We start from the raw sequence: 17,758 nt of genomic DNA, 5'->3' as shown, positions 1-17,758 counted from the left end.
ACGTCAGCCGTGCAAGCGGCGGATAACGATCTTCGGCGGCGGCGCACGCAGGCGCCGCCGCTCCTCCATGACCTCGGGAGGTCTCATGCGTGTACGGGTCCTGGGAGTGGCCGCCCTCTCCACCCTCGCGTTCGCCGCTACGGCTTGTGGTGACTCCGGCGCGCCCGCTTCCTCGGCGCAGCCCAGCGGCTCCGCCTCCGCCTCGGCTCCGGCCTCGGCGGCGGGCGGCACGCTGGTCATCTGGGCCGACCCGAGCCGGGTCAAGCCGCTCAAGCCCTTCGCCGACCAGTTCGGCGCCGAGAACGGCGTGACCGTCGAGGTCAAGGAGATCAGCAAGGACAACCAGATGACCTTCCTGACCGCCTCCCAGCAGGGCAGCGGCCCGGACATCATGATCGGCGCGCACGACTGGATCGGCAACCTCGTCCAGAACGGCGCCATCGACCCCGTCACGCTGACCGACGAGCAGAAGGCGGCCTTCTCGGACATCGCCATCAAGGCGGTCACCTTCAACGGCCAGGTGTACGGCGCCCCGTACGCGGTGGAGAACATCGCCCTGATCCGCAACACCAAGCTCGCCCCCGACGCCCCCGCCACCCTCGACGAGATGATCGAGAAGGGCGCGGAGCTGAAGAAGGCCGGCAAGGTCAAGGAGGTGCTCTGCCTGCCCGTCGGCGTCAAGGGCGACGCCTTCCACGCCTACCCGCTGTTCGCCTCCGCGGGCGGCGCGCTGTTCGGCCAGACCGCCTCCGGCGACCCCGACCCCAAGCAGGTGCTGCTCGGCTCCGAGGGCTCGGTCAAGGCGTTCGGCAAGCTGAAGGAGCTCGGCGAGAAGGGTGACGGCGCGCTCAAGACGTCGGTCACCAACGAGAACTACATCGTCAACTTCGCCGCCGGCAAGTGCGCCTACCTGGTCTCCGGCCCGTGGGCCATGAGCGAGGTCAAGAAGGGCGGCATCTCCTACGACATCACGCCCGTCCCGGCGTTCAAGGACGGCAAGCCGGCCACGCCGTTCGTCGGCGTCCAGTCGTTCTTCGTGGCCGCCAAGGGCAAGAGCAAGGCCCTTGCCCAGGAGTTCGTCGCCAACTACGTGACCAACAAGGACGTCGCCAAGGCCCTGTACGAGGCCGACCCCCGGCCCCCGGCGCTGACCGCCGCGCTGCAGGAGGTCCAGGCCGCCGACCCCGATGCCGCCAAGTTCATGGACGCCGGCAAGAGCGGCATGCCGATGCCCGCCATCCCCGAGATGGCCGCCATCTGGGAGCCGTTCGGCATCGCCGAGACGGCCGTGGTCAAGGGCGGCGACGCCGCCAAGGCCGCCGCGGCCGCGCAGAAGGCCATCGACGGCGCGCTCAAGAACTGACATGGCCCAGGACGTGCACGAGGCCGTGGGGACCATCGTGTCCCCGCGGCCTCGCCGGGAGTTCACCACGGCGTTCGTGGTGAGCAGGATCGCGGTGCTCGCCGTGGCCGCCGCGATCCTGCTCTACGCCGTGCCGCCGCTGGTCGCCGCCGAGTCGTGGGTCTCGCTCACGCTGCTGGGACTGGCCGCCGCGGTCATCGCCTACCTGTACCTGACCCGCCGCTTCATCCCGGCCAAGTATCTCGTCCCCGGCACCGTCTTCCTGATCGCCTTCCAGGTGCTTCCCGTGCTCTACACGGTGACCACGGCGTTCACGAACTTCGGCGACGGGCACCGCGGCGACAAGTCCGACGCCGTCACCGCCATCGAGACCGGCTCGGTCCGCCAGGCCCCCGGCTCGCCCGAGTACGGCCTGACCGCCGCCCTGCGCGGCGACGAGCTGGTGTTCCTGCTGGTCGACCCCAAGACCAAGCAGGTACGGCTGGGCACCGGCGAGGGGCTGACCCCGCTGGAGGGCGCCCAGGTCGGCCTCACCGGCAAGGTCGTGTCGGCCCCCGGCGTGACCGTGCTGAAGGCGCCCGAGGCCGCCGCCCGCGGCCAGGAGATCTCGGCGATGTCCGTGCCGACGCCGGGCGGCGCGATCAAGGCCAACGGGCTGAGCCGGGCCGTGGAGGGCAGGGCCGCGCTCGTCCACGACGCCGCCTGCGACTGCGTCAAGGGCAACGGCGACACCTGGACGGCCGACGAGGCCCAGGGCTACTTCGTCAACGCCAAGGGCGAGCACCTGGCCCAGGGCTGGCAGGCGAACGTCGGCCTGGACAACTTCGCCCGTGTCCTGACCAACCCCACCATCTCCGGCTACTTCGTCGGCGTGCTGGGCTGGAACCTGGTGTTCGCGCTGGTCTCGGTGGCCGGCACGTTCGGGCTCGGCATGGCCGTGGCGCTGGCACTGCACCATCCGCGCATGCGCGGCACGAAGGCGTACCGGATCGCGCTGATCCTGCCGTACGCGATGCCGGCCTTCGCCATGCTGCTGGTCTGGCGCGACATGTTCAACCGCGACTTCGGCCTGATCAACCAGTTCTTCGGGCTGAACGTCGACTGGCTCGGCGAGCCCCTCACCGCCCGCTTCGCGGTCATCCTGGTCAACCTGTGGCTCGGCTTCCCGTACATGTTCCTGGTCACCACCGGCGCGCTCCAGGCGATCCCGCGCGAGCTGACCGAGGCGGCCTCCATCGACGGCGCCACGCCGTTCAAGGCGTTCCGCCGGGTGACGCTGCCGCTGCTGCTGGTCGCGCTGACGCCGCTGCTGATCTCGTCGTTCGCGTTCAACTTCAACAACTTCAACGCCATCGCGCTCACCACCGAAGGCGGGCCGTTCCCGGCCGAGAGCCCGCAGGTGGGCGCCACCGACCTGCTGATCACCTACACCTTCCGGCTGGCGTTCGGCGCGGGCGGGGCGCAGTTCGGGTTCGCGGCGGCGATCTCGGTGTTCATCTTCGCGATCGTGGCGGTCATCTCGGCCGTGGCCTTCCGCCGTACCCGCAAGCAGGAGGAGGTCTACGCATGAGGATCGCGCTCAGGCACGTGTTCGTGCTGCTGGTGTGCGCGTTCGCGCTGTTCCCGATCCTGTTCGTGGTCTCGGCCGCGATCAACCCGATGGGCACGCTGGCCTCCACCGACCTGCTGCCGTCGGGGGCGAGCCTGACCAACTTCGTCAACCTGCTCACCTCCGACAGCTATCCGTTCGGCCGGTGGTTCTTCAACTCGGTGTTCATCGCGCTGGCCTCGTCGTTCGCGAGCCTGCTGCTGTCCATGCTGGCCGCCTACGCCTTCAGCCGCATGCGCTTCGCCGGCCGCCGGGTCGGGCTGCTGGCGCTGCTGCTCATCCAGATGTTCCCGCAGTTCCTGGCCATCGTGACGATCTTCATGATCTTCACCAGGGTGACCGAGCTGTATCCGGCGTTCGGCTTCAACACCGTCTGGGGCCTGCTGCTGCTCTACCTGGGCGGCGCGCTCGGCGTGAACACCTGGCTGATGAAGGGCTTCCTCGACACCGTGCCCAAGGAGCTCGACGAGGCCGCCACCGTGGACGGCGCCACCCACGCCCAGATCTTCTGGCGGGTCATCATGCCCCTGGTCACGCCGATCCTGGCGGTCACCGCGCTGCTGGCCTTCATCGGCACCATGAGCGAGTTCCTCATGGCCAATGTGTTCCTGCGCGACCCCGAGAGCAAGACCCTGGCCGTCGGCATGTACGGCATGATCGCCGGCGACCACCGCAACGCCAACTTCGGCATGTTCGCCGCGGCGACGTTGCTCACCGCCGTGCCCACGGTGAGCGTGTTCCTATGGCTGCAGAAGTACATCGTCTCCGGCCTCACCGCCGGGGCTGTCAAGGGATAGGTTCATTGCGCTATGTCGGCGAGCCGCATCACGACGGCTCAGCTCTCTACGTCTCCAGCAGGGAACCGGCGCTCGGCTCGCGGGTGACCCTCTGGCTGCGGGCCCCGCGGGCCGCCGGGATCACCGGCGTGCACGTGCGTACCGTCTGCGACGGCGAGCCCCGCTACGCCGAGGCCCGCGTCGACGACTCCAGGACCGGCACGCCGGTCGCCGGATACGGCGCGGACGACGTGTGGTGGCAGGCGGAGATCACCGCCGTCAATCCGGTCACCCCGTACCGCTTCCTGCTGCACACCCGCCGCGGCCAGCTGTGGCTGACCGCGGCCGGCCCGGTCGCCCACGACCTGACCGACGCGAGCGACTTCCGCCTGGTCTGCCACCAGGCGCCGCCCTCGTGGATGTCGGACGCGATCGTCTACCAGATCTTCCCCGACCGGTTCGACCGCTCCGGGCCGATGCCGGACCTGCCCGACTGGGCGCTGCCGCGCGACTGGGACCGCGACCCGGTGATCCCCAGCGGCCCCGGCACCGCCCAGCAGTTCTACGGCGGCGACCTCGACGGGATCACCCGCCGCCTGGACCACATCCAGGGGCTCGGCGCCGACACCGTCTACCTGACACCGGTCTTCCCGGCCCGCTCCAACCACCGCTACGACGCCGCGAGCTTCGAGCACGTCGATCCGCTGCTCGGCGGCGACGAGGCCCTGCACCGGCTGTCGGGCGCGCTGCACGCCCGCGGCATGCGCCTGCTCGGCGACATCACCACCAACCACTGCGGCGACGCCCACGAATGGTTCACCGCCGCCGTGTCCGACGTGAACGCCCTGGAACGGGAGATGTTCTACTTCGACCCCGACACCGGCGACTACGAGTCGTGGTGGGGCGTCAAGTCGCTGCCCAAGCTCAACTGGGGCAGCGAGCTGGTGCGCTCCAGCATGCGCGCGGTGCTGAAGAAGTGGCTCGGCCCCCTGGACGGCTGGCGCGTGGACGTCGCCAACATGACCGCCAGGCTCGGCGGCGACGACCGCAACCACGAGGTCGCCGCCATGCTGCGCCGCCGGCTCGGCGCCGAGGCCGCCTTCATCGCCGAGCACAACCACGACGCCTCGCTCGACCTCGACCGCGACGGCTGGCACGGCACCATGAACTACGGCGGCTTCACCCGCCCGGTCTGGGCCTGGCTGCGCGGCCCCGACCTGGACCTGCCCCACTTCCTCGGCGTGCCGGGCGGCGTGCCCGAGCGCGACGGCGCCGCCACCGTGGCCACGTTCAGGGCGTTCGCCTCGCACATGTCCTGGCGCTCGCTCACGCACTCCTGGCAGCTCCTGGACTCCCACGACTCGCCGCGCATCCGGACGGTGACCGGCTCGCGCGAACGCCACCTGCTCGCCCTCGGCCTGCAGGCCACGCTGCCCGGCACGCCCATGGTCTTCGCCGGCAGCGAGTTCGGCCTGACCGGGATCAACGGGGAGCACTCGCGCACCCCGATGCCCTGGAACCGGCCGCACGACCAGGACCTGGCGACCCTGTCGGCCTACCGCGAGCTGCTCGGGCTGCGCCGCGCCGAGCCCGCGTTGCGTCACGGAGGGTTGCGCTGGCTGCACGCCGACGCCGACTGCCTGGTCTTCGCGCGTGAGACGTTCGAGGAGTCGCTGCTGGTGTCCGTACGCCGGGCGCCCGGCGCCGAGCTGCCCATCGGAGCGCAGGCCCAGGGCGTCCACAACGCGCAGGACGGCGACGTGATCCCGGGGGACGGTCCTGCGCTGTGTGTGTGGCGCATCACACGCTGATCACGCTACGGTATGGCTCTGCCCCGGACCGTCTTCAACGAGATAGTGGTGTGCGCGCATGAGGTTGCTCTCCGTAGCCGTCGCGGCCTGTCTCCTGGCCGCCGTACCGACCGCCGCGGAAGCCAGGGCGGCCACCACCTACTACGTCGACTCCAGGGCCGGCGACGACTCCGCCGCCGGCACCAGCGCCGACAAGCCGTGGAAGTCGGTGGAGCGGGTCAACTCCGCCGACCTCAAGCCGGGCGACATCGTCAGCTTCAAGCGGGGCGGCAGCTTCACCGGCCCGCTCAGGCTCACGGCCAAGGGCACCGCCGCCCGGCCCGTCGTCGTCCGCTCCCACGGCACCGGCGCCCTGCCCAGGATCAGCGGCGAGGAGAGCGACTGCGTGGTCGTCAAGGGCGCCTACTGGCAGATCAGCGGCCTGCGCGCGTCCGGCTGCCGGTTCGCCGGGTTCCAGCTCGGCGGCCACCACATCGAGCTGACCGGCGTCGCGGCCGACGGCAACGTCGCGGGTGTGTGGGTCACGCCGTCCGGCTCGCACAACACCGTCCGCGACAGCACGCTCACCGGCAACAACCGCATGAGTGTCGACGACGAGGGCGGCGACAACGACTCCGGCGCCTTCGGCGTGCTGCTCAACGGCGACGACAACCTGGTGACCCGCAACACCATCACCGGCAGCTACGCCAAGAGCCACGACTACGGCACCGACGGCGCCGCCGTCGAGATCTTCAACGGCGACCGCAACCGCGTCACCCACAACACCGCGCGCGACAACGAGACCTTCACCGAGCTCGGCGCCCAGAAGGGCAAGACCGCCACCGGCAACGTCTTCGCCTTCAACGTCGTCACCTCCAGCCGCAGCCGCGGCTCCTTCCTCATCACCCGCGGCCCCGGCCACGTCGTCGGGCCGGTCAAGGGCACGATCGCCGTGCACAACTCGGTCTACCTGCCGGCCAAGGACACCATCGGCTGGTCCTGCCACGACGGCTGCTCGCCCTCCATCCTCAGGCTGCGCAACAACGTGATCCAGGTCGGCGGCGAGGCGGGCTGGGCCGACGGCAAGGGCGTCGACGACGGCGGCAGCGTCTACTCCGGCCGCAAGATGACCTTCAAGCTGGGGCCGAAGTCGGTCAAGGCCGACCCGCTGTTCGTCTCCCGCACCGACCTGCGCCTGCGTCCGGGCTCCCCGGCGCTGGGCCGCGGCCTGCCGCTGTCGCCCACGTGGTACGGCGGCGCCGCGTTCGGCAAGGACATGCTCGGCAGGCCGCTGTCCGGGGCGCCGGACGCCGGGGCCTACCAGCACTAGCGGTGTAACCTACCGGGCATGGTTCCGGATCTTCGCCTGCCGCTGGTCAAGCAGCTCGCCGAGGCCGACGTGCCCCACCGTTTCTGGCACACCGCCGGCCCCGGCGGGCGCGTCTGGCTGTTCGAGAGCGTCGAGGGCGACGGCGAGCACTGGGCGATCAGGCAGATCGAGGTCGACACCGAGCGCGTCGCCCACCGCTACTGGTGGGGCCGGCTCCAGGACGATCGCGGCTTCCTCACCGACCAGCCGCTGGAGATCTGGGAGCTGACCGAGATCACCCAGGCGGCCTTCGAGGCCGTCTGGGACGCCGCTTGACCGCGCCGGTCCAGGCCGGGGAGTTCTACGGCGTGCGCTCCAGGACGAGGGCGTTGGCGGCGCCGTTGACGTCGACCTTCGCCGGGTCGGCCCCCGTCTCCCGCAGCCAGGCCAGCACGACACTCGCGAACGCCTCGTTCACCTGGAACAGCTCGATGTCGGACAGCGCGAGCCCGGCGCGGCGCAGCACCTTCTCCGTCGCCGGGATCACGCCGGTGAGCATCTGCGGGAAGCGCTCGGCGTAGCCGGGGTCGGCGAAGGCGGGCCGCAGGCCGGCCAGGATCTCGGGCGTGGTGGCGGGCCGGACCGACTCGTCCCGGTCCAGGCCGGCGATCGGGGCGATCTCGGCGCCGAAGTCGGCGGCGGCGGCCTTGGCGTGGGAGCCGGCGGAGAAGGCGTCCATATGGGCACCCGGCTCATCGACTCCACGCCACAGGCCACCACCAGGTCGTACGCGCCGGACATGACGCCCTGCGCGGCGAAGTGCACGGGTCTGCCCTTGCCGATCGGGGTGCGTACGGCTGGCACGATGACGGCGTCGCGCATCGCGGCCCTCCTGTCCGTTGGAAATTCCAACTCACCCTGACGCGAGTGGGTCGGACTTTCCAACGCAGGGGTCACCGGGCGGCCAGGCCGTTGACGATCATGTGCAGGGCGACGTCGAAGCTGCGCTCGACCTCCTCGGGCTCGCCCGTCAGGTGCCCCCGCGTCTCGGCGAAGACGAACCCCGAGACGAACGCGTGCAGCACCTCGCTCGTCCGCCGCAGCTCCTCCTCGGGCACCCCGGACGCGCGCAGGATGCGGTAGAGCGCCTGCCAGAGCGGCAGTCGCCGGTCCTCGATGAACTCGGGGTGGTTGTGCAGATAGGTCCACATCGCCGGATGTTGCCGGGCATGCCGGTGGTAGGCCAGGGCCAGGGCCCGGAGCTGGTCCTGCCACGGGGTGCCGTCGTCGGGCGGCAGCGGCAGCCGGACGCTGACCGTCTCGCAGATGCGGGCCAGCAGCGCCTCCTTGCTCGCCACGTGGTGGTAGACCGACATGGGGTTGACGTCCAGCTCGGCGGCCAGTTTCCGCATCGACAGCCCCTCGACGCCGCCCTCGTCGATCAGGCGCAGCGCGGTGGAACAGATCTCGTCAAGACTCAGGGGAGCTCCCCTGCGCGCACTCACTGCCATACAGCGTATGGTAGCGTCTGCCATACGGTGTATGGCTACCCGAAGGGAGCACTCATGAGGCGTATCCCCGCCCCGCAGGGCCTGCCGATCCTGGGCAACACGCTGCAGATCCCGGCCCACTCGCCGGTGGAGCACTTCGTCAAGGTCGCCGAGCGGTACGAGGAGGGCATCTTCCGGCTCGAGGTCGCCGGCCGCACGATCGTCCTGGTCTACGACCCCGACCTGGTCGCGGAGGTGTGCGACGAGAGCAGGTTCGTCAAGCGCATCAAGCCGCCGCTGTCGATCGTGCGCGACTTCGGCGGCGACGGCCTGTTCACCGCCGAGCCGCACGAGCCGGTGTGGGGGCAGGCGCACCGCATCCTGCTGCCCGCCTTCAGCCAGCGCTCGATGAAGGCGTACTACCCGCAGATGCTGGAGGTCGCCGAGCAGCTCGTCGCCTCGTGGGCCGGCCGCCAGGGGCAGGACCTGCCCGTCGCCGACGACATGACCCGGCTGACGCTGGACACGATCTCGCTGACCGGCTTCGGCTTCCGCTTCGACTCCTTCGCCTCGCCCGGGCTGCACCCGTTCCTGAAGGCCATGGGCGGCGCGCTGACCGAGGCCATGCTGCGCAACCAGCAGCTCCCGTTCGTCACCAGGCTGAAGCGCGGCCACGAGGAGGCCTACCGGCGCGACATCGAGACCATGCGCGGCCTCGTGGACGACGTGATCAGGCGGCGCCGGGCCGAGGGCGCCGGCGACGCCAAGGATCTGCTCGGCCTCATGCTGGAGGCCGCCGACCCGCGGACCGGCGGCCGCCTGTCCGACGAGAACATCCGCAACCAGGTGCTCACCTTCCTGATCGCCGGGCACGAGACCACCAGCGGCCTGCTCTCCTTCGCCCTGTACAACCTGCTGCGCGACCCGCACACCCTGGCCAGGGCCTACGACGAGGTCGACCGCCTGCTGCCCGGCGACGAGCCGCCCAGCTACGAGACGATCATGAAGCTCGACGTCATCCCCCGGATCCTGGAGGAGACGCTGCGGGTCTGGTCGCCGATCCCCGCCTTCGCCGTCAGCGCCGTCGAGCCCACCACCATCGGCGGGTACGAGATCGAGGCCGGCCAGGGCATCGCCGTGCTGCTGCCGTCGCTGCACCGCCACCCCAAGGCGTGGGAGCGGCCGGAGGAGTTCGACATCGACCGCTGGCTGCCGGAGAACAAGAAGGCCCACCACCCGGCGGCGTACAAGCCGTTCGGCAACGGCGAGCGCGCCTGCATCGGCCGCCAGTTCGCGCTGACCGAGGCCCGGCTCGCCCTGGCCATGATCCTGCGCCGCTTCGCCGTCTCCGACCCGGACGCCTACCGGATGAAGATCAAGCAGACGCTGACCATCAAGCCCGACGGGTTCACCCTGCGGGTACGCGAGCGCCGCGCCCACGAGCGCACCACCGCCGCCGACGTCACCCGGCCCGCAGGGGAGGGGCGGCAGCACGACCTCGCGGTCACCGGCGTGCCGCTCACCGTCGCCTACGGCTCCAACCTGGGCACCGCCGCCGACATCGCCGAGCGGCTGGCCGAGCGGGCCGGCCGGTCCGGCTTCGCCACCACCCTGACCACTTTGGACGAGCTCACCCCGCCGTCGGAGGGCCTGCTCGTCGTGGTCGCCTCCTCCTACAACGGCAAGGCGCCCGACAACGCCCAGCGCTTCGACGCCCTGGAGGAGCTGCCCGACCTGTCGGGCGTGCGCCTGGCGGTGCTCGGCTGCGGCAACTCCCAGTGGCCGACGTACCAGGACTTCCCGCGCCGCGCCGGCGAGAAGCTGACCGCGGCCGGGGCGGTGACGCTCGTCGAGCGCGGCGAGGCCGACGCCGACGGCGACTTCGACGGCGACGTCTCGGCGTGGACCGCCAGGCTCTGGGCGGCGCTGGCCGAGCAGTACAGCGCCCCGGCGGGCGCGGCCGGGCCGCGCTACGAGATGGAGGTGCTCGGCGAGAGCGAGGTCAGGCCGGCCGTCGTCTCCGAGCGGGCCGTGCCGCTGACCGTCGTGTCCAACGAGGAGCTGACCGGCGACCCCACCGGCCTGTGGGACTTCTCGGCCGAGGCCCCGCGGCCCGGCGTGCGCTCCATCGTGGCCCGCCTGCCCGAGGGCGTCACGTACACGGCGGGCGACCACGTCGCCGTCTTCGCCAAGAACGACCCCGAGCTGGTGGAGTGGGCGCTGCGCTGCCTGCGCGTCCCGCGCGAGCAGGTGGTGCGGCTGCGCGCCGCGGGCGCCACCCACCTGCCCGTGGACACGCCGGTGACGGCCGGACTGCTGCTGACCGAGTTCGCCGAGCTCCAGGAGGTGGCCACCAGGTCCGACCTGGAGGCCCTGACCGCGCACACCGGCTGCCCCTGGACGCGCGGCCGGCTCGCCGAGCTGACCGCCAACTACGCCGACGAGATCCTGGCCAAGCGGGTCTCGCCGCTGACCCTGCTGGAGCGTTTCCCGGCCGTCGAACTGCCGCTGCCGGTGTTCCTGGAGATGGCCGGGCCGATCAGGCCGCGCTACTACTCGGTCTCCTCCTCGCCGCTGGCCGGACCCGGCCTCGTGCGGCTCACCGTCGGGCTGGTCGAGGGGCCCGCCTGGTCCGGCAGCGGCACCTACCAGGGCATGTGCTCGGCGTACCTGGCCGGGCTGCGGCCCGGGGAGGTGTTCTACGGGTACGTACGCGTGCCCGCGCCGCCGTTCCGGCTGCCGGACGACCCGGCCACGCCGGTCGTCCTGGTCGGTCCCGGTACGGGGTTCGCGCCGCTGCGCGGTTTCCTGGAGGAGCGGGCGCTGAGCGGGGCGTGCGGCCGGGCCGAGGTCTTCACCGGCTGCCGCCACCCCGACCACGACTGGCTGTACCGGGACGAGGTGACCGCCTGGGCCGCTCGCGAGGAGGTCAACGTGCACACCGCGTTCTCGGCCGTGGCTGGGCACCCGTACCGCTACGTCCAGGACGCCGTCGCCGGCCACGCCGAGGAGGTGTGGGAGCTGCTGGAGCAGGGCGCGTACGTCTACGTCTGCGGCGACGGCCTGCGCATGGCCCCCGCGGTGCGCCAGGCGCTGCTGGACGTGCACCTGCGCCGCACCGGCGCGGACGGCGCGGACGGCGCGGACGGCGCGGCCTGGCTGGCCGCCCTGGAGGCGGACGGCCGCTACCAGCAGGACGTGTTCGCCTGATCCCCACGTGCGGGGATACGTCCGCCTGATCCTTGAACGATCCTTGGTCGATTTTGGGAAAACACCTGCTCAAACCGCCACCCAGGTTCGACAATCCGGACTTAGCGCTGGATTCTGGGATAGAAGCGCAGCATGCGCGACATATCCGTGGAACATACGCGAAACCTGTCCACGGCGCTGTGAGAGCCTCTGGGAAAGGGGGCGGGCAATGCTGCTGCGACTGAGGGTGTCCCTGCCGGACCGGCCGGGCGGCCTTGGCCAGGTCGCGAAGGCGCTGGGGACGCTCGGCGCCGACATCCTGCAGGTCACCGTGCTCGAACGGGAGACCGGTCGGGCCGTGGACGACTTCATCGTGTCCTGGCCGGGACCGATCAGCGCGACGGAGGTCTGCGAACGCCTGTCGGCGACGCCGGGCGTACGCGTCGAGGGCGTCTGGCCCACCCGCGACGTGCCCGGCTCCGCCCCCGACTACGACCTGCTCATGCACGTGGCCACGGAACCGGCACGGGGGCTGGCCACGCTGGTGGACGCCCTGCCCGCGCTGTGCGGCGCCGAGTGGTCGGTCGCGGTCGAGGACGGCGCCGTACGGCATGCCTCGATGGCGGCGCCGGAGGTGGTGAACCTGCCCGACCCGCCCCCGCGCGCGATCACCCTGGACTCGGCGGACCTGCGGCTGATGCTGCTGCCCATGGTTCCGCAGCGCATGCACGTCGTGGTCGCCCGCGCCGGCGGGCCGGTCTTCCACCGCGCCGAGCTGGAACGCGCGGTCCGCATCGTGGACGTCGTCGCCATGCTGGCCGCCCGCGCCTAGACGATTGACCGGCCAAACATCAGACGAATAACGTGAGCCTCTACCGTCCCTCCCGCGCAGAGGACCTGAGGCCATGGATTTCGAGCTGACCGACGAGCAGAAGGCCTTCCGCGAGACCCTGCGCGCCTTCGTGGAGAAGGAGATCCTGCCCGTGGCCACCGAGTGGGAGCACTCGGGCCGCTACCCCACCGAGATCGTCGAGAAGATGAAGCAGATGGGGCTGTTCGGGCTGACCGTCCCCGAGGAGTACGGCGGGCTGGGCGCCGACATGGTCTCCTTCGCGCTGGTCTTCGAGGAGATCGCGCGGGGCTGGATGGGCGTGGCCGGCACGATCGGCTCCCACTCGCTGGCCTGCTGGATGATCGCCAAGCACGGCACCGACGAGCAGAAACGCCTCCACCTCGCCGACCTGGCCGGCGGCGCCCGCCGTACCGCGATCGCGCTCACCGAGCCCGGCGCAGGCACCGACCTCCAGGGCATCCAGACCCGCGCGGTCCGCGACGGCGACCACTACGTGGTGACCGGCACCAAGACGTGGATCACCAACGCCCGGCACGCCGACCCGCTGCCCGTCCTGGTCAAGACCTCGATCACCGAGCCCGCCCACAAGGGCATGTCCGTGCTGCTCGTCGATCCGGCCTCGCCCGGCTTCGGCGTCAGCCGCGACCTGCCCAAGCTCGGCTACAAGGGCACCGAGACGTGCGAGGTCGTGCTCGACGAGGTGCGGGTGCCGGTCTCGGCGCTGCTCGGCGGCGTCGAGGGGCGCGGCATGCAGCAGGTGCTCGGCGGGCTGGAGATCGGCCGGGTCAACATCGCCGCCCGCGCCGTCGGCGTCGCCCAGGCCGCCTACGACGCCGCCCTGGAGTACGCCCGGGAGCGCACCGCGTTCGGGCAGCCCATCGCCGACTTCCAGGCCGTCCAGCTCAAGCTCGCCGACCTGGCGACCGAGATCCAGGCGGCCCGGCTGCTCACGTACTGGGCCGCGTCCCGGGCCGACGGGGGCAAGCGGGTGGACATGGAGGCGGGCATGGCCAAGTACTTCGCCTCCGAGGTGGCGCTGAAGGCCTCGCTGGAGGCGATGCGCATCCACGGCGGCTACGGCTACTCCCAGGAGTTCGTCGTCGAACGGCTCTACCGGGATGCGCCGCTGATGGCGATCGGCGAGGGCACCAACGACATCCAGAGGCTGGTGATCGCCCGCGCCCTCGTCTCCGGCAAGGGCAGGGTGGGCTGGTAGCTAGTCGTGCCGGGGCAGCCCTGAGACCTCGTGGTCGGCATGGGACAGCGCCTCGGCGATGAGCGCCCGCACGTGCCCGTCGCGGGCGCGGTAGAGCACCCGGCGGCCGTCCCTGCGGGTGTCCACCAGGCCCGCCAGCCGGAGCTTGGCCAGGTGTTGCGAGACCGACGGGCGTGCCGCGCCGACCGCCTGGGCCAGGGAGTTCACGTCCAGCTCGCCGGTGGACAACTCCCACATGAGGCGGAGCCGGGTGGCGTCGCTGAGCATGCGGAACGCGTCCACGGCGGCGTTGACCTGGGCGGGAGTGGGTTGCTCCTGCGAGTGGTCCGCACCTGAGACGTTGTCGCGTGCGTACATGACTACATATCCTGGTGGGAGCGGACGTGATGCGCAAGCAGAGGAGGGCCTATGTCTGACTCCGATACCCACTCACATGGCCATGGTCACGGCCACGGCCACGGCCACGGTCATGGTCATGGTCATGGGCCGGGGGAACGGCGGGGGGTCAGGGCGCTGGCCGCCAGGGCCGCGCACGCGTTCACGCCGCACAGCCACGACAGCGCCGCCAAGACCGACAGCGCCTTAGAGTCCAGCAGCCGGGGCATGCGCGTGCTGGCCGTCTCCTTCGCGGTCCTCATGCTCACGGCCGTCGTGCAGGCCGTGATCGTGGTCGCGTCGGGGTCGGTCGCACTGCTCGGCGACACCCTGCACAACCTGGCCGACGCGCTCACCGCCGTCCCGCTGGCCATCGCGTTCTCGCTCGGCCGCCGTGCCGCCACCCGCCGCTTCACCTACGGCTACGGCCGGGCCGAGGACCTCGCGGGCATCGTCATCGTCGTGCTCATCGCCGCCTCGGCGGCCCTGGCCGGGTACGAGGCCGTCCGGCGGCTCGTCGAGCCCCAGGACGTCCGGGCGCTCGGCTGGGTGGCCGCCGCCGCGCTGGCCGGGTTCGTCGGCAACGAGTGGGTCGCGCGCTACCGCATCACCGTGGGCCGCCAGATCGGCTCGGCCGCGCTCGTGGCCGACGGCCTGCACGCCAGGACCGACGGCTTCACCTCCCTGGCCGTGCTCCTCGGCGCGGGCGGCGCGGCCCTCGGGTTCCCGATCGCCGACCCGGTCGTCGGCCTGCTGATCACCGTCGCCATCTGCTTCGTCCTGCGCGACGCCGCCCGGGAGATCTACCACCGCCTCATGGACGCCGTCGACCCCGCCCTGGTGGACGAGGCCGAACGCATCCTCGCCGCCGTCCCGGGCGTCGAGCGCGTCGGCTCGGTGCGCCTGCGCTGGATCGGCCACGCCCTGCACGCCGAGGTCGAGATCCTGGTGAACCACGCCATGTCGGTCGTCGACGCCCACGCCGTGGCGGTCGAGGCCGAGCACCGCCTCATCCACGACCTGCCCCGCCTGCGCGCCGCCACCGTCCACACCGACCCCTGCGGCCCCGACGGCGCCGACCACCACGCGTCCCTGGCGACCCACCGCATCACCTAGCCCGCTGCGGGTAAGTTGGGGCGGGTGCCGACCGCCGCGACCCCCGAGACGACCATGCCCGGCGCGCCGTCCAGGCTCGCCTGGCTCGACGCCCTGCGCGGCATCGGCGCGCTCGCGGTGGTCGCCGAGCACCTGCTGCCGTGGTTCCTGCCCGCGCTGCGGCCCTACTGGTTCAGCCTCGGCGTCTACGGCATCTTGGTGTTCTTCCTGGTCAGCGGGTACATCATCCCGACCTCGCTGGAACGCCACGGCGACGTGCGGGCCTTCTGGACCAGCCGCGCCTTCCGCCTCTACCCCCTCTACCTGGCCGTGATCGCGCTGGTGCTGGCCGCGTCCTGGTGGGTGCCGGTGCGCGAGGGCGTGCCGCGCGACGGGAGCGCGGTGGCGGCCCACGCGACCATGCTGCTCGACGTCGTGAGCGTGGGCGGCGTGGCCGACACGATGTGGACGCTGTCGTACGAGATGGTGTTCTACCTGCTGGTCACGGCGCTGTTCCTGATCAGGGCGCACGAGCGCAGCGGGCTGGTGTCCGTGCTGTTCGCCGGCGCGTCCGTCGCGGTCGGGCTGGTGGTGTCGGGGGCGGTGCTGCGGGGCGGATGGCCGGCGTACGTGTCGTGCGCGGTGTTCGCCGCCGGGCTCGCCTGCGTGGTCGGCGGCTGGTTCCGCAGGACCGCGGCGTGCGTGCTGGGGCTGATGGCGCTGGCGCTGCTGCTGCTGAGCAGCCGGGTGCCGTGGCTGGGCGCGGCCGTGGTCGCGGTCATGTTCGCCGGCACGGCGATCCACCGGTGGGAGCGCGGGCGCGGCGGGTTGTGGCCGGTCGCGGTGACGGCGGCGCTGGTGGCCGTCGCTCCGGTGTGGGCGATCGAGAGCGGCTGGTGGTGGGTCGAGGCCGACGTGTGGCTGACCACGATCGCGCTGGCGGCGGCGACCTTCGCGGGCGCGATGGCGCTGCGCGGGCGGCGGCTGCCCGCCGTGCTCACCTGGCTCGGGCTGATCAGCTACTCCCTCTACCTGGTGCACCATCCGCTGCTGAAGTACTTCGTGGAGGTCAGCGGCGACCTGCGGCGCTCGCCGCTGCCGTACCAGCTCGCGATGGCCGGGCTGGCCCTGGCGCTGATCCTGGCCGCCAGCGCGCTCTCCTACCGGTACGTCGAACGCCCCATGCAGGCGCTGGGCCGGCGTCTGTCCCGGCGGACCGGTGCCTCGGACGCGGGCGCCGACCGGCGCCAGGAGGGCCGCGACGCGCGGATGGGCCTCCAGGGAGCGGGCAGCCAGGGCGACGGGCCGGGGCACACCGCGTAGGTCAGCACGATCCGGTCGCCGGGCTCGTGCCGCCGGCTCGTGGAGTGCAAGATGGTGTGCGGGTCGTCCGCGCGGACCCTGCCAGTGATGTGCAGGCTCCTTGCATGCTCGGCGTGCCGGGAGCCGTCCGCGGTCGCCGGCGGGTGAGAGAGGGGCCGAGGTCATGCCGGGTTCGCTGGTGCTCATGGGGTCGGGGGAGACGAGCCCGACCATGGTCGAGGTCCACCGGGCGGTGGCGCGCGGACTCCGTACGGGGGCCCGCGCCGTGCTGCTCGACACCCCCTACGCCTTCCAGGAGAACGCCGCCGACATCTCCGCCCGCGCCCGCCGCTACTTCGCCCGCAGCGTCGGGCTGGAGGTCGAGGTGGCCGCCGGCGTCACGGGGGCGGACTGGGTGTTCTCCGGGCCGGGCAGCCCCACGTACGCGCTCGACCGGTGGGCCGCCTCCGGCGTGGCCGGCGATCTGCGGGCCCGCGTACGCTCCCGGCAGGGGGTGACCGTGCTCGCCTCGGCCGCCGCCTGCACCGCGGGCCTGGCCACCGTGCCCGTCTACGAGATCTACAAGGTGGGCGCCGAGCCCCACTGGCGCGAGGGCGTCGACCTGCTGAAGACGCTGGGCCTGCGGGCCGTGCTGATCCCGCACTTCGACAACGCCGAGGGCGGCACCCACGACACCCGCTACTGCTACCTGGGCGAGCGGCGGTTGTCGCGGATGGAACGGGAGCTGCCGCCGCAGACCGCCGTCCTGGGGCTCGACGAGCACACGGCGCTGATCATCGACCTGGAGTCCGAGGCGGTGGAGGTGGCGGGGCGCGGCGGCCTGACCGTACGGCGTCCGGGGGCGGTGACCGTGCTGCCTGCGGGGACCCGTACGAGCCTGGCCGTCGTCCGCGGCCTGGCGGAGGGGGCCACGCCCGGGACGGTCGCGCCGCCACAGCCCGCCGTCGTGGAACCCGCCGTCACTCTGGAGGAGACGATCCGGTCCTGCGAGGAGCTGTTCAAGGACGCGGTCGGCGAGCCGGACATGGTCGCGGCGGCGCAGCTCGTGCTGTACCTGGAGGCGGAGATCGTCAAGTGGGCCGCCGACACCGAGGAGGACTCCGGCGGCGTCGACCAGGCCCGGGAGCTGCTGCGGCTGCTGATCGCCCGCCTGGGCGCGGCCGCCGCGACCGCCAACCTGCGCACGCTGGCCGAACCCCTGCTCGACCTGCGCGCGGACCTGCGGCGGGCGGGACGGTACGAGGTGGCGGACGCGCTGCGGGAGGCCATGGCGCGCGGCGGCGTGCTCGTGGAGGACACCCCGACCGGCTCCCGCTGGAGCCCCGGCCCGCCTTCCGGTCCTCCCGGCGGGCGAGCTCCTGAGGCGTGAC

General features: G+C 72.0%; 15 protein-coding genes. 12 read left to right on the top strand and 3 right to left on the bottom strand.

What is annotated here, in order from left to right; all coding sequences use genetic code 11:
* Positions 1-85: 85 nt before the first annotated feature.
* Genes ACIHAD_RS16310 through ACIHAD_RS16285 form a run of 6 tightly spaced genes read left to right on the top strand, consistent with a single transcriptional unit; the run spans position 86 to position 7,183 of the window.
* On the top strand, positions 86-1,363 hold the full coding sequence (locus tag ACIHAD_RS16310; RefSeq protein ID WP_397355247.1) for an extracellular solute-binding protein: 1,278 nt from the start codon (positions 86-88) through the stop codon (positions 1,361-1,363).
* Between the two features lies 1 nt (position 1,364).
* Positions 1,365-2,933 carry an ABC transporter permease subunit gene (locus tag ACIHAD_RS16305; RefSeq protein ID WP_397355246.1) on the top strand — a complete coding sequence of 523 codons (1,569 nt, stop codon included), beginning with the start codon at positions 1,365-1,367 and terminating at the stop codon, positions 2,931-2,933.
* Positions 2,930-3,769, top strand: coding sequence for a sugar ABC transporter permease (locus ACIHAD_RS16300; RefSeq protein WP_397355245.1), 840 nt, complete (start codon positions 2,930-2,932; stop codon positions 3,767-3,769). Before ACIHAD_RS16305 ends, ACIHAD_RS16300 begins: the two co-directional genes overlap by 4 nt.
* Positions 3,770-3,774: 5 nt before the next feature.
* A complete protein-coding gene (locus ACIHAD_RS16295) occupies positions 3,775-5,559 on the top strand; it encodes a glycoside hydrolase family 13 protein (RefSeq protein WP_397355244.1) in 1,785 nt (594 codons plus the stop codon).
* 58 nt (positions 5,560-5,617) lie between these two features.
* Positions 5,618-6,868, top strand: coding sequence for a right-handed parallel beta-helix repeat-containing protein (locus ACIHAD_RS16290; protein WP_397355243.1), 1,251 nt, complete (start codon positions 5,618-5,620; stop codon positions 6,866-6,868).
* 18 nt (positions 6,869-6,886) lie between these two features.
* Positions 6,887-7,183, top strand: a complete 297-nt coding sequence (locus ACIHAD_RS16285) for a hypothetical protein (RefSeq protein WP_397355241.1) — start codon at positions 6,887-6,889, stop codon at positions 7,181-7,183.
* A 25-nt stretch (positions 7,184-7,208) separates the two neighbouring features.
* On the opposite strand, the gene ACIHAD_RS16280 is transcribed toward ACIHAD_RS16285, so the two are convergent.
* On the bottom strand, positions 7,209-7,586 hold the full coding sequence (locus ACIHAD_RS16280) for a hypothetical protein (protein ID WP_397355240.1): 378 nt from the start codon (positions 7,584-7,586) through the stop codon (positions 7,209-7,211).
* A gap of 214 nt (positions 7,587-7,800) precedes the next feature.
* Positions 7,801-8,358 (bottom strand): TetR/AcrR family transcriptional regulator, encoded by a 558-nt coding sequence (locus ACIHAD_RS16275; protein WP_397355239.1) that lies wholly within the window; start codon positions 8,356-8,358, stop codon positions 7,801-7,803.
* A gap of 54 nt (positions 8,359-8,412) precedes the next feature.
* Between ACIHAD_RS16275 and ACIHAD_RS16270 the strand changes: the two genes are divergently transcribed.
* The 3 genes from ACIHAD_RS16270 to ACIHAD_RS16260 all read left to right on the top strand — a co-directional run bounded on the left by ACIHAD_RS16270 (position 8,413) and on the right by ACIHAD_RS16260 (position 13,595).
* Positions 8,413-11,547 carry a bifunctional cytochrome P450/NADPH--P450 reductase gene (locus tag ACIHAD_RS16270; RefSeq protein ID WP_397355238.1) on the top strand — a complete coding sequence of 1,045 codons (3,135 nt, stop codon included), beginning with the start codon at positions 8,413-8,415 and terminating at the stop codon, positions 11,545-11,547.
* A gap of 208 nt (positions 11,548-11,755) precedes the next feature.
* Positions 11,756-12,358 carry an amino acid-binding protein gene (locus tag ACIHAD_RS16265; RefSeq protein WP_397355237.1) on the top strand — a complete coding sequence of 201 codons (603 nt, stop codon included), beginning with the start codon at positions 11,756-11,758 and terminating at the stop codon, positions 12,356-12,358.
* A gap of 73 nt (positions 12,359-12,431) precedes the next feature.
* Entirely contained in the window at positions 12,432-13,595 is a 1,164-nt protein-coding gene (locus ACIHAD_RS16260) for an acyl-CoA dehydrogenase family protein (protein WP_397355235.1), read from the top strand.
* Here the strand turns inward: ACIHAD_RS16260 and ACIHAD_RS16255 are convergent, their stop codons facing one another.
* Complete coding sequence (locus ACIHAD_RS16255) at positions 13,596-13,952, bottom strand: ArsR/SmtB family transcription factor (RefSeq protein WP_397355233.1); 357 nt, start codon at positions 13,950-13,952, stop codon at positions 13,596-13,598.
* Positions 13,953-14,003: 51 nt separating this feature from the next.
* On the opposite strand from ACIHAD_RS16255, the gene ACIHAD_RS16250 reads away from it, so the two are divergent.
* The 3 genes from ACIHAD_RS16250 (at position 14,004) to ACIHAD_RS16240 (ending at position 17,757) form a co-directional block, all read left to right on the top strand.
* Positions 14,004-15,086, top strand: a complete 1,083-nt coding sequence (locus ACIHAD_RS16250; RefSeq protein ID WP_397355232.1) for a cation diffusion facilitator family transporter — start codon at positions 14,004-14,006, stop codon at positions 15,084-15,086.
* A gap of 24 nt (positions 15,087-15,110) precedes the next feature.
* On the top strand, positions 15,111-16,388 hold the full coding sequence (locus ACIHAD_RS16245; RefSeq protein WP_397355231.1) for an acyltransferase family protein: 1,278 nt from the start codon (positions 15,111-15,113) through the stop codon (positions 16,386-16,388).
* 163 nt (positions 16,389-16,551) lie between these two features.
* Entirely contained in the window at positions 16,552-17,757 is a 1,206-nt protein-coding gene (locus tag ACIHAD_RS16240; RefSeq protein ID WP_397355229.1) for a hypothetical protein, read from the top strand.
* Position 17,758 lies beyond the last annotated feature (1 nt).

This window comes from Nonomuraea sp. NPDC052265, assembly GCF_044547985.1.
Classification (GTDB): domain Bacteria; phylum Actinomycetota; class Actinomycetes; order Streptosporangiales; family Streptosporangiaceae; genus Nonomuraea.
This window is presented reverse-complemented; position numbering and strand designations above follow the sequence as displayed.

Coding starts and splice junctions, on each gene's coding strand:
- ACIHAD_RS16310 (WP_397355247.1), top strand. CDS start 86: ATGCGTGTACGGGTCCTGGGAGTGGCCGCCCTCTCCACCCTCGCGTTC.
- ACIHAD_RS16305 (WP_397355246.1), top strand. CDS start 1,365: ATGGCCCAGGACGTGCACGAGGCCGTGGGGACCATCGTGTCCCCGCGG.
- ACIHAD_RS16300 (WP_397355245.1), top strand. CDS start 2,930: ATGAGGATCGCGCTCAGGCACGTGTTCGTGCTGCTGGTGTGCGCGTTC.
- ACIHAD_RS16290 (WP_397355243.1), top strand. CDS start 5,618: ATGAGGTTGCTCTCCGTAGCCGTCGCGGCCTGTCTCCTGGCCGCCGTA.
- ACIHAD_RS16285 (WP_397355241.1), top strand. CDS start 6,887: ATGGTTCCGGATCTTCGCCTGCCGCTGGTCAAGCAGCTCGCCGAGGCC.
- ACIHAD_RS16280 (WP_397355240.1), bottom strand. CDS start 7,586: ATGGACGCCTTCTCCGCCGGCTCCCACGCCAAGGCCGCCGCCGCCGAC.
- ACIHAD_RS16275 (WP_397355239.1), bottom strand. CDS start 8,358: ATGGCAGTGAGTGCGCGCAGGGGAGCTCCCCTGAGTCTTGACGAGATC.
- ACIHAD_RS16270 (WP_397355238.1), top strand. CDS start 8,413: ATGAGGCGTATCCCCGCCCCGCAGGGCCTGCCGATCCTGGGCAACACG.
- ACIHAD_RS16265 (WP_397355237.1), top strand. CDS start 11,756: ATGCTGCTGCGACTGAGGGTGTCCCTGCCGGACCGGCCGGGCGGCCTT.
- ACIHAD_RS16260 (WP_397355235.1), top strand. CDS start 12,432: ATGGATTTCGAGCTGACCGACGAGCAGAAGGCCTTCCGCGAGACCCTG.
- ACIHAD_RS16255 (WP_397355233.1), bottom strand. CDS start 13,952: ATGTACGCACGCGACAACGTCTCAGGTGCGGACCACTCGCAGGAGCAA.
- ACIHAD_RS16250 (WP_397355232.1), top strand. CDS start 14,004: ATGTCTGACTCCGATACCCACTCACATGGCCATGGTCACGGCCACGGC.
- ACIHAD_RS16240 (WP_397355229.1), top strand. CDS start 16,552: ATGCCGGGTTCGCTGGTGCTCATGGGGTCGGGGGAGACGAGCCCGACC.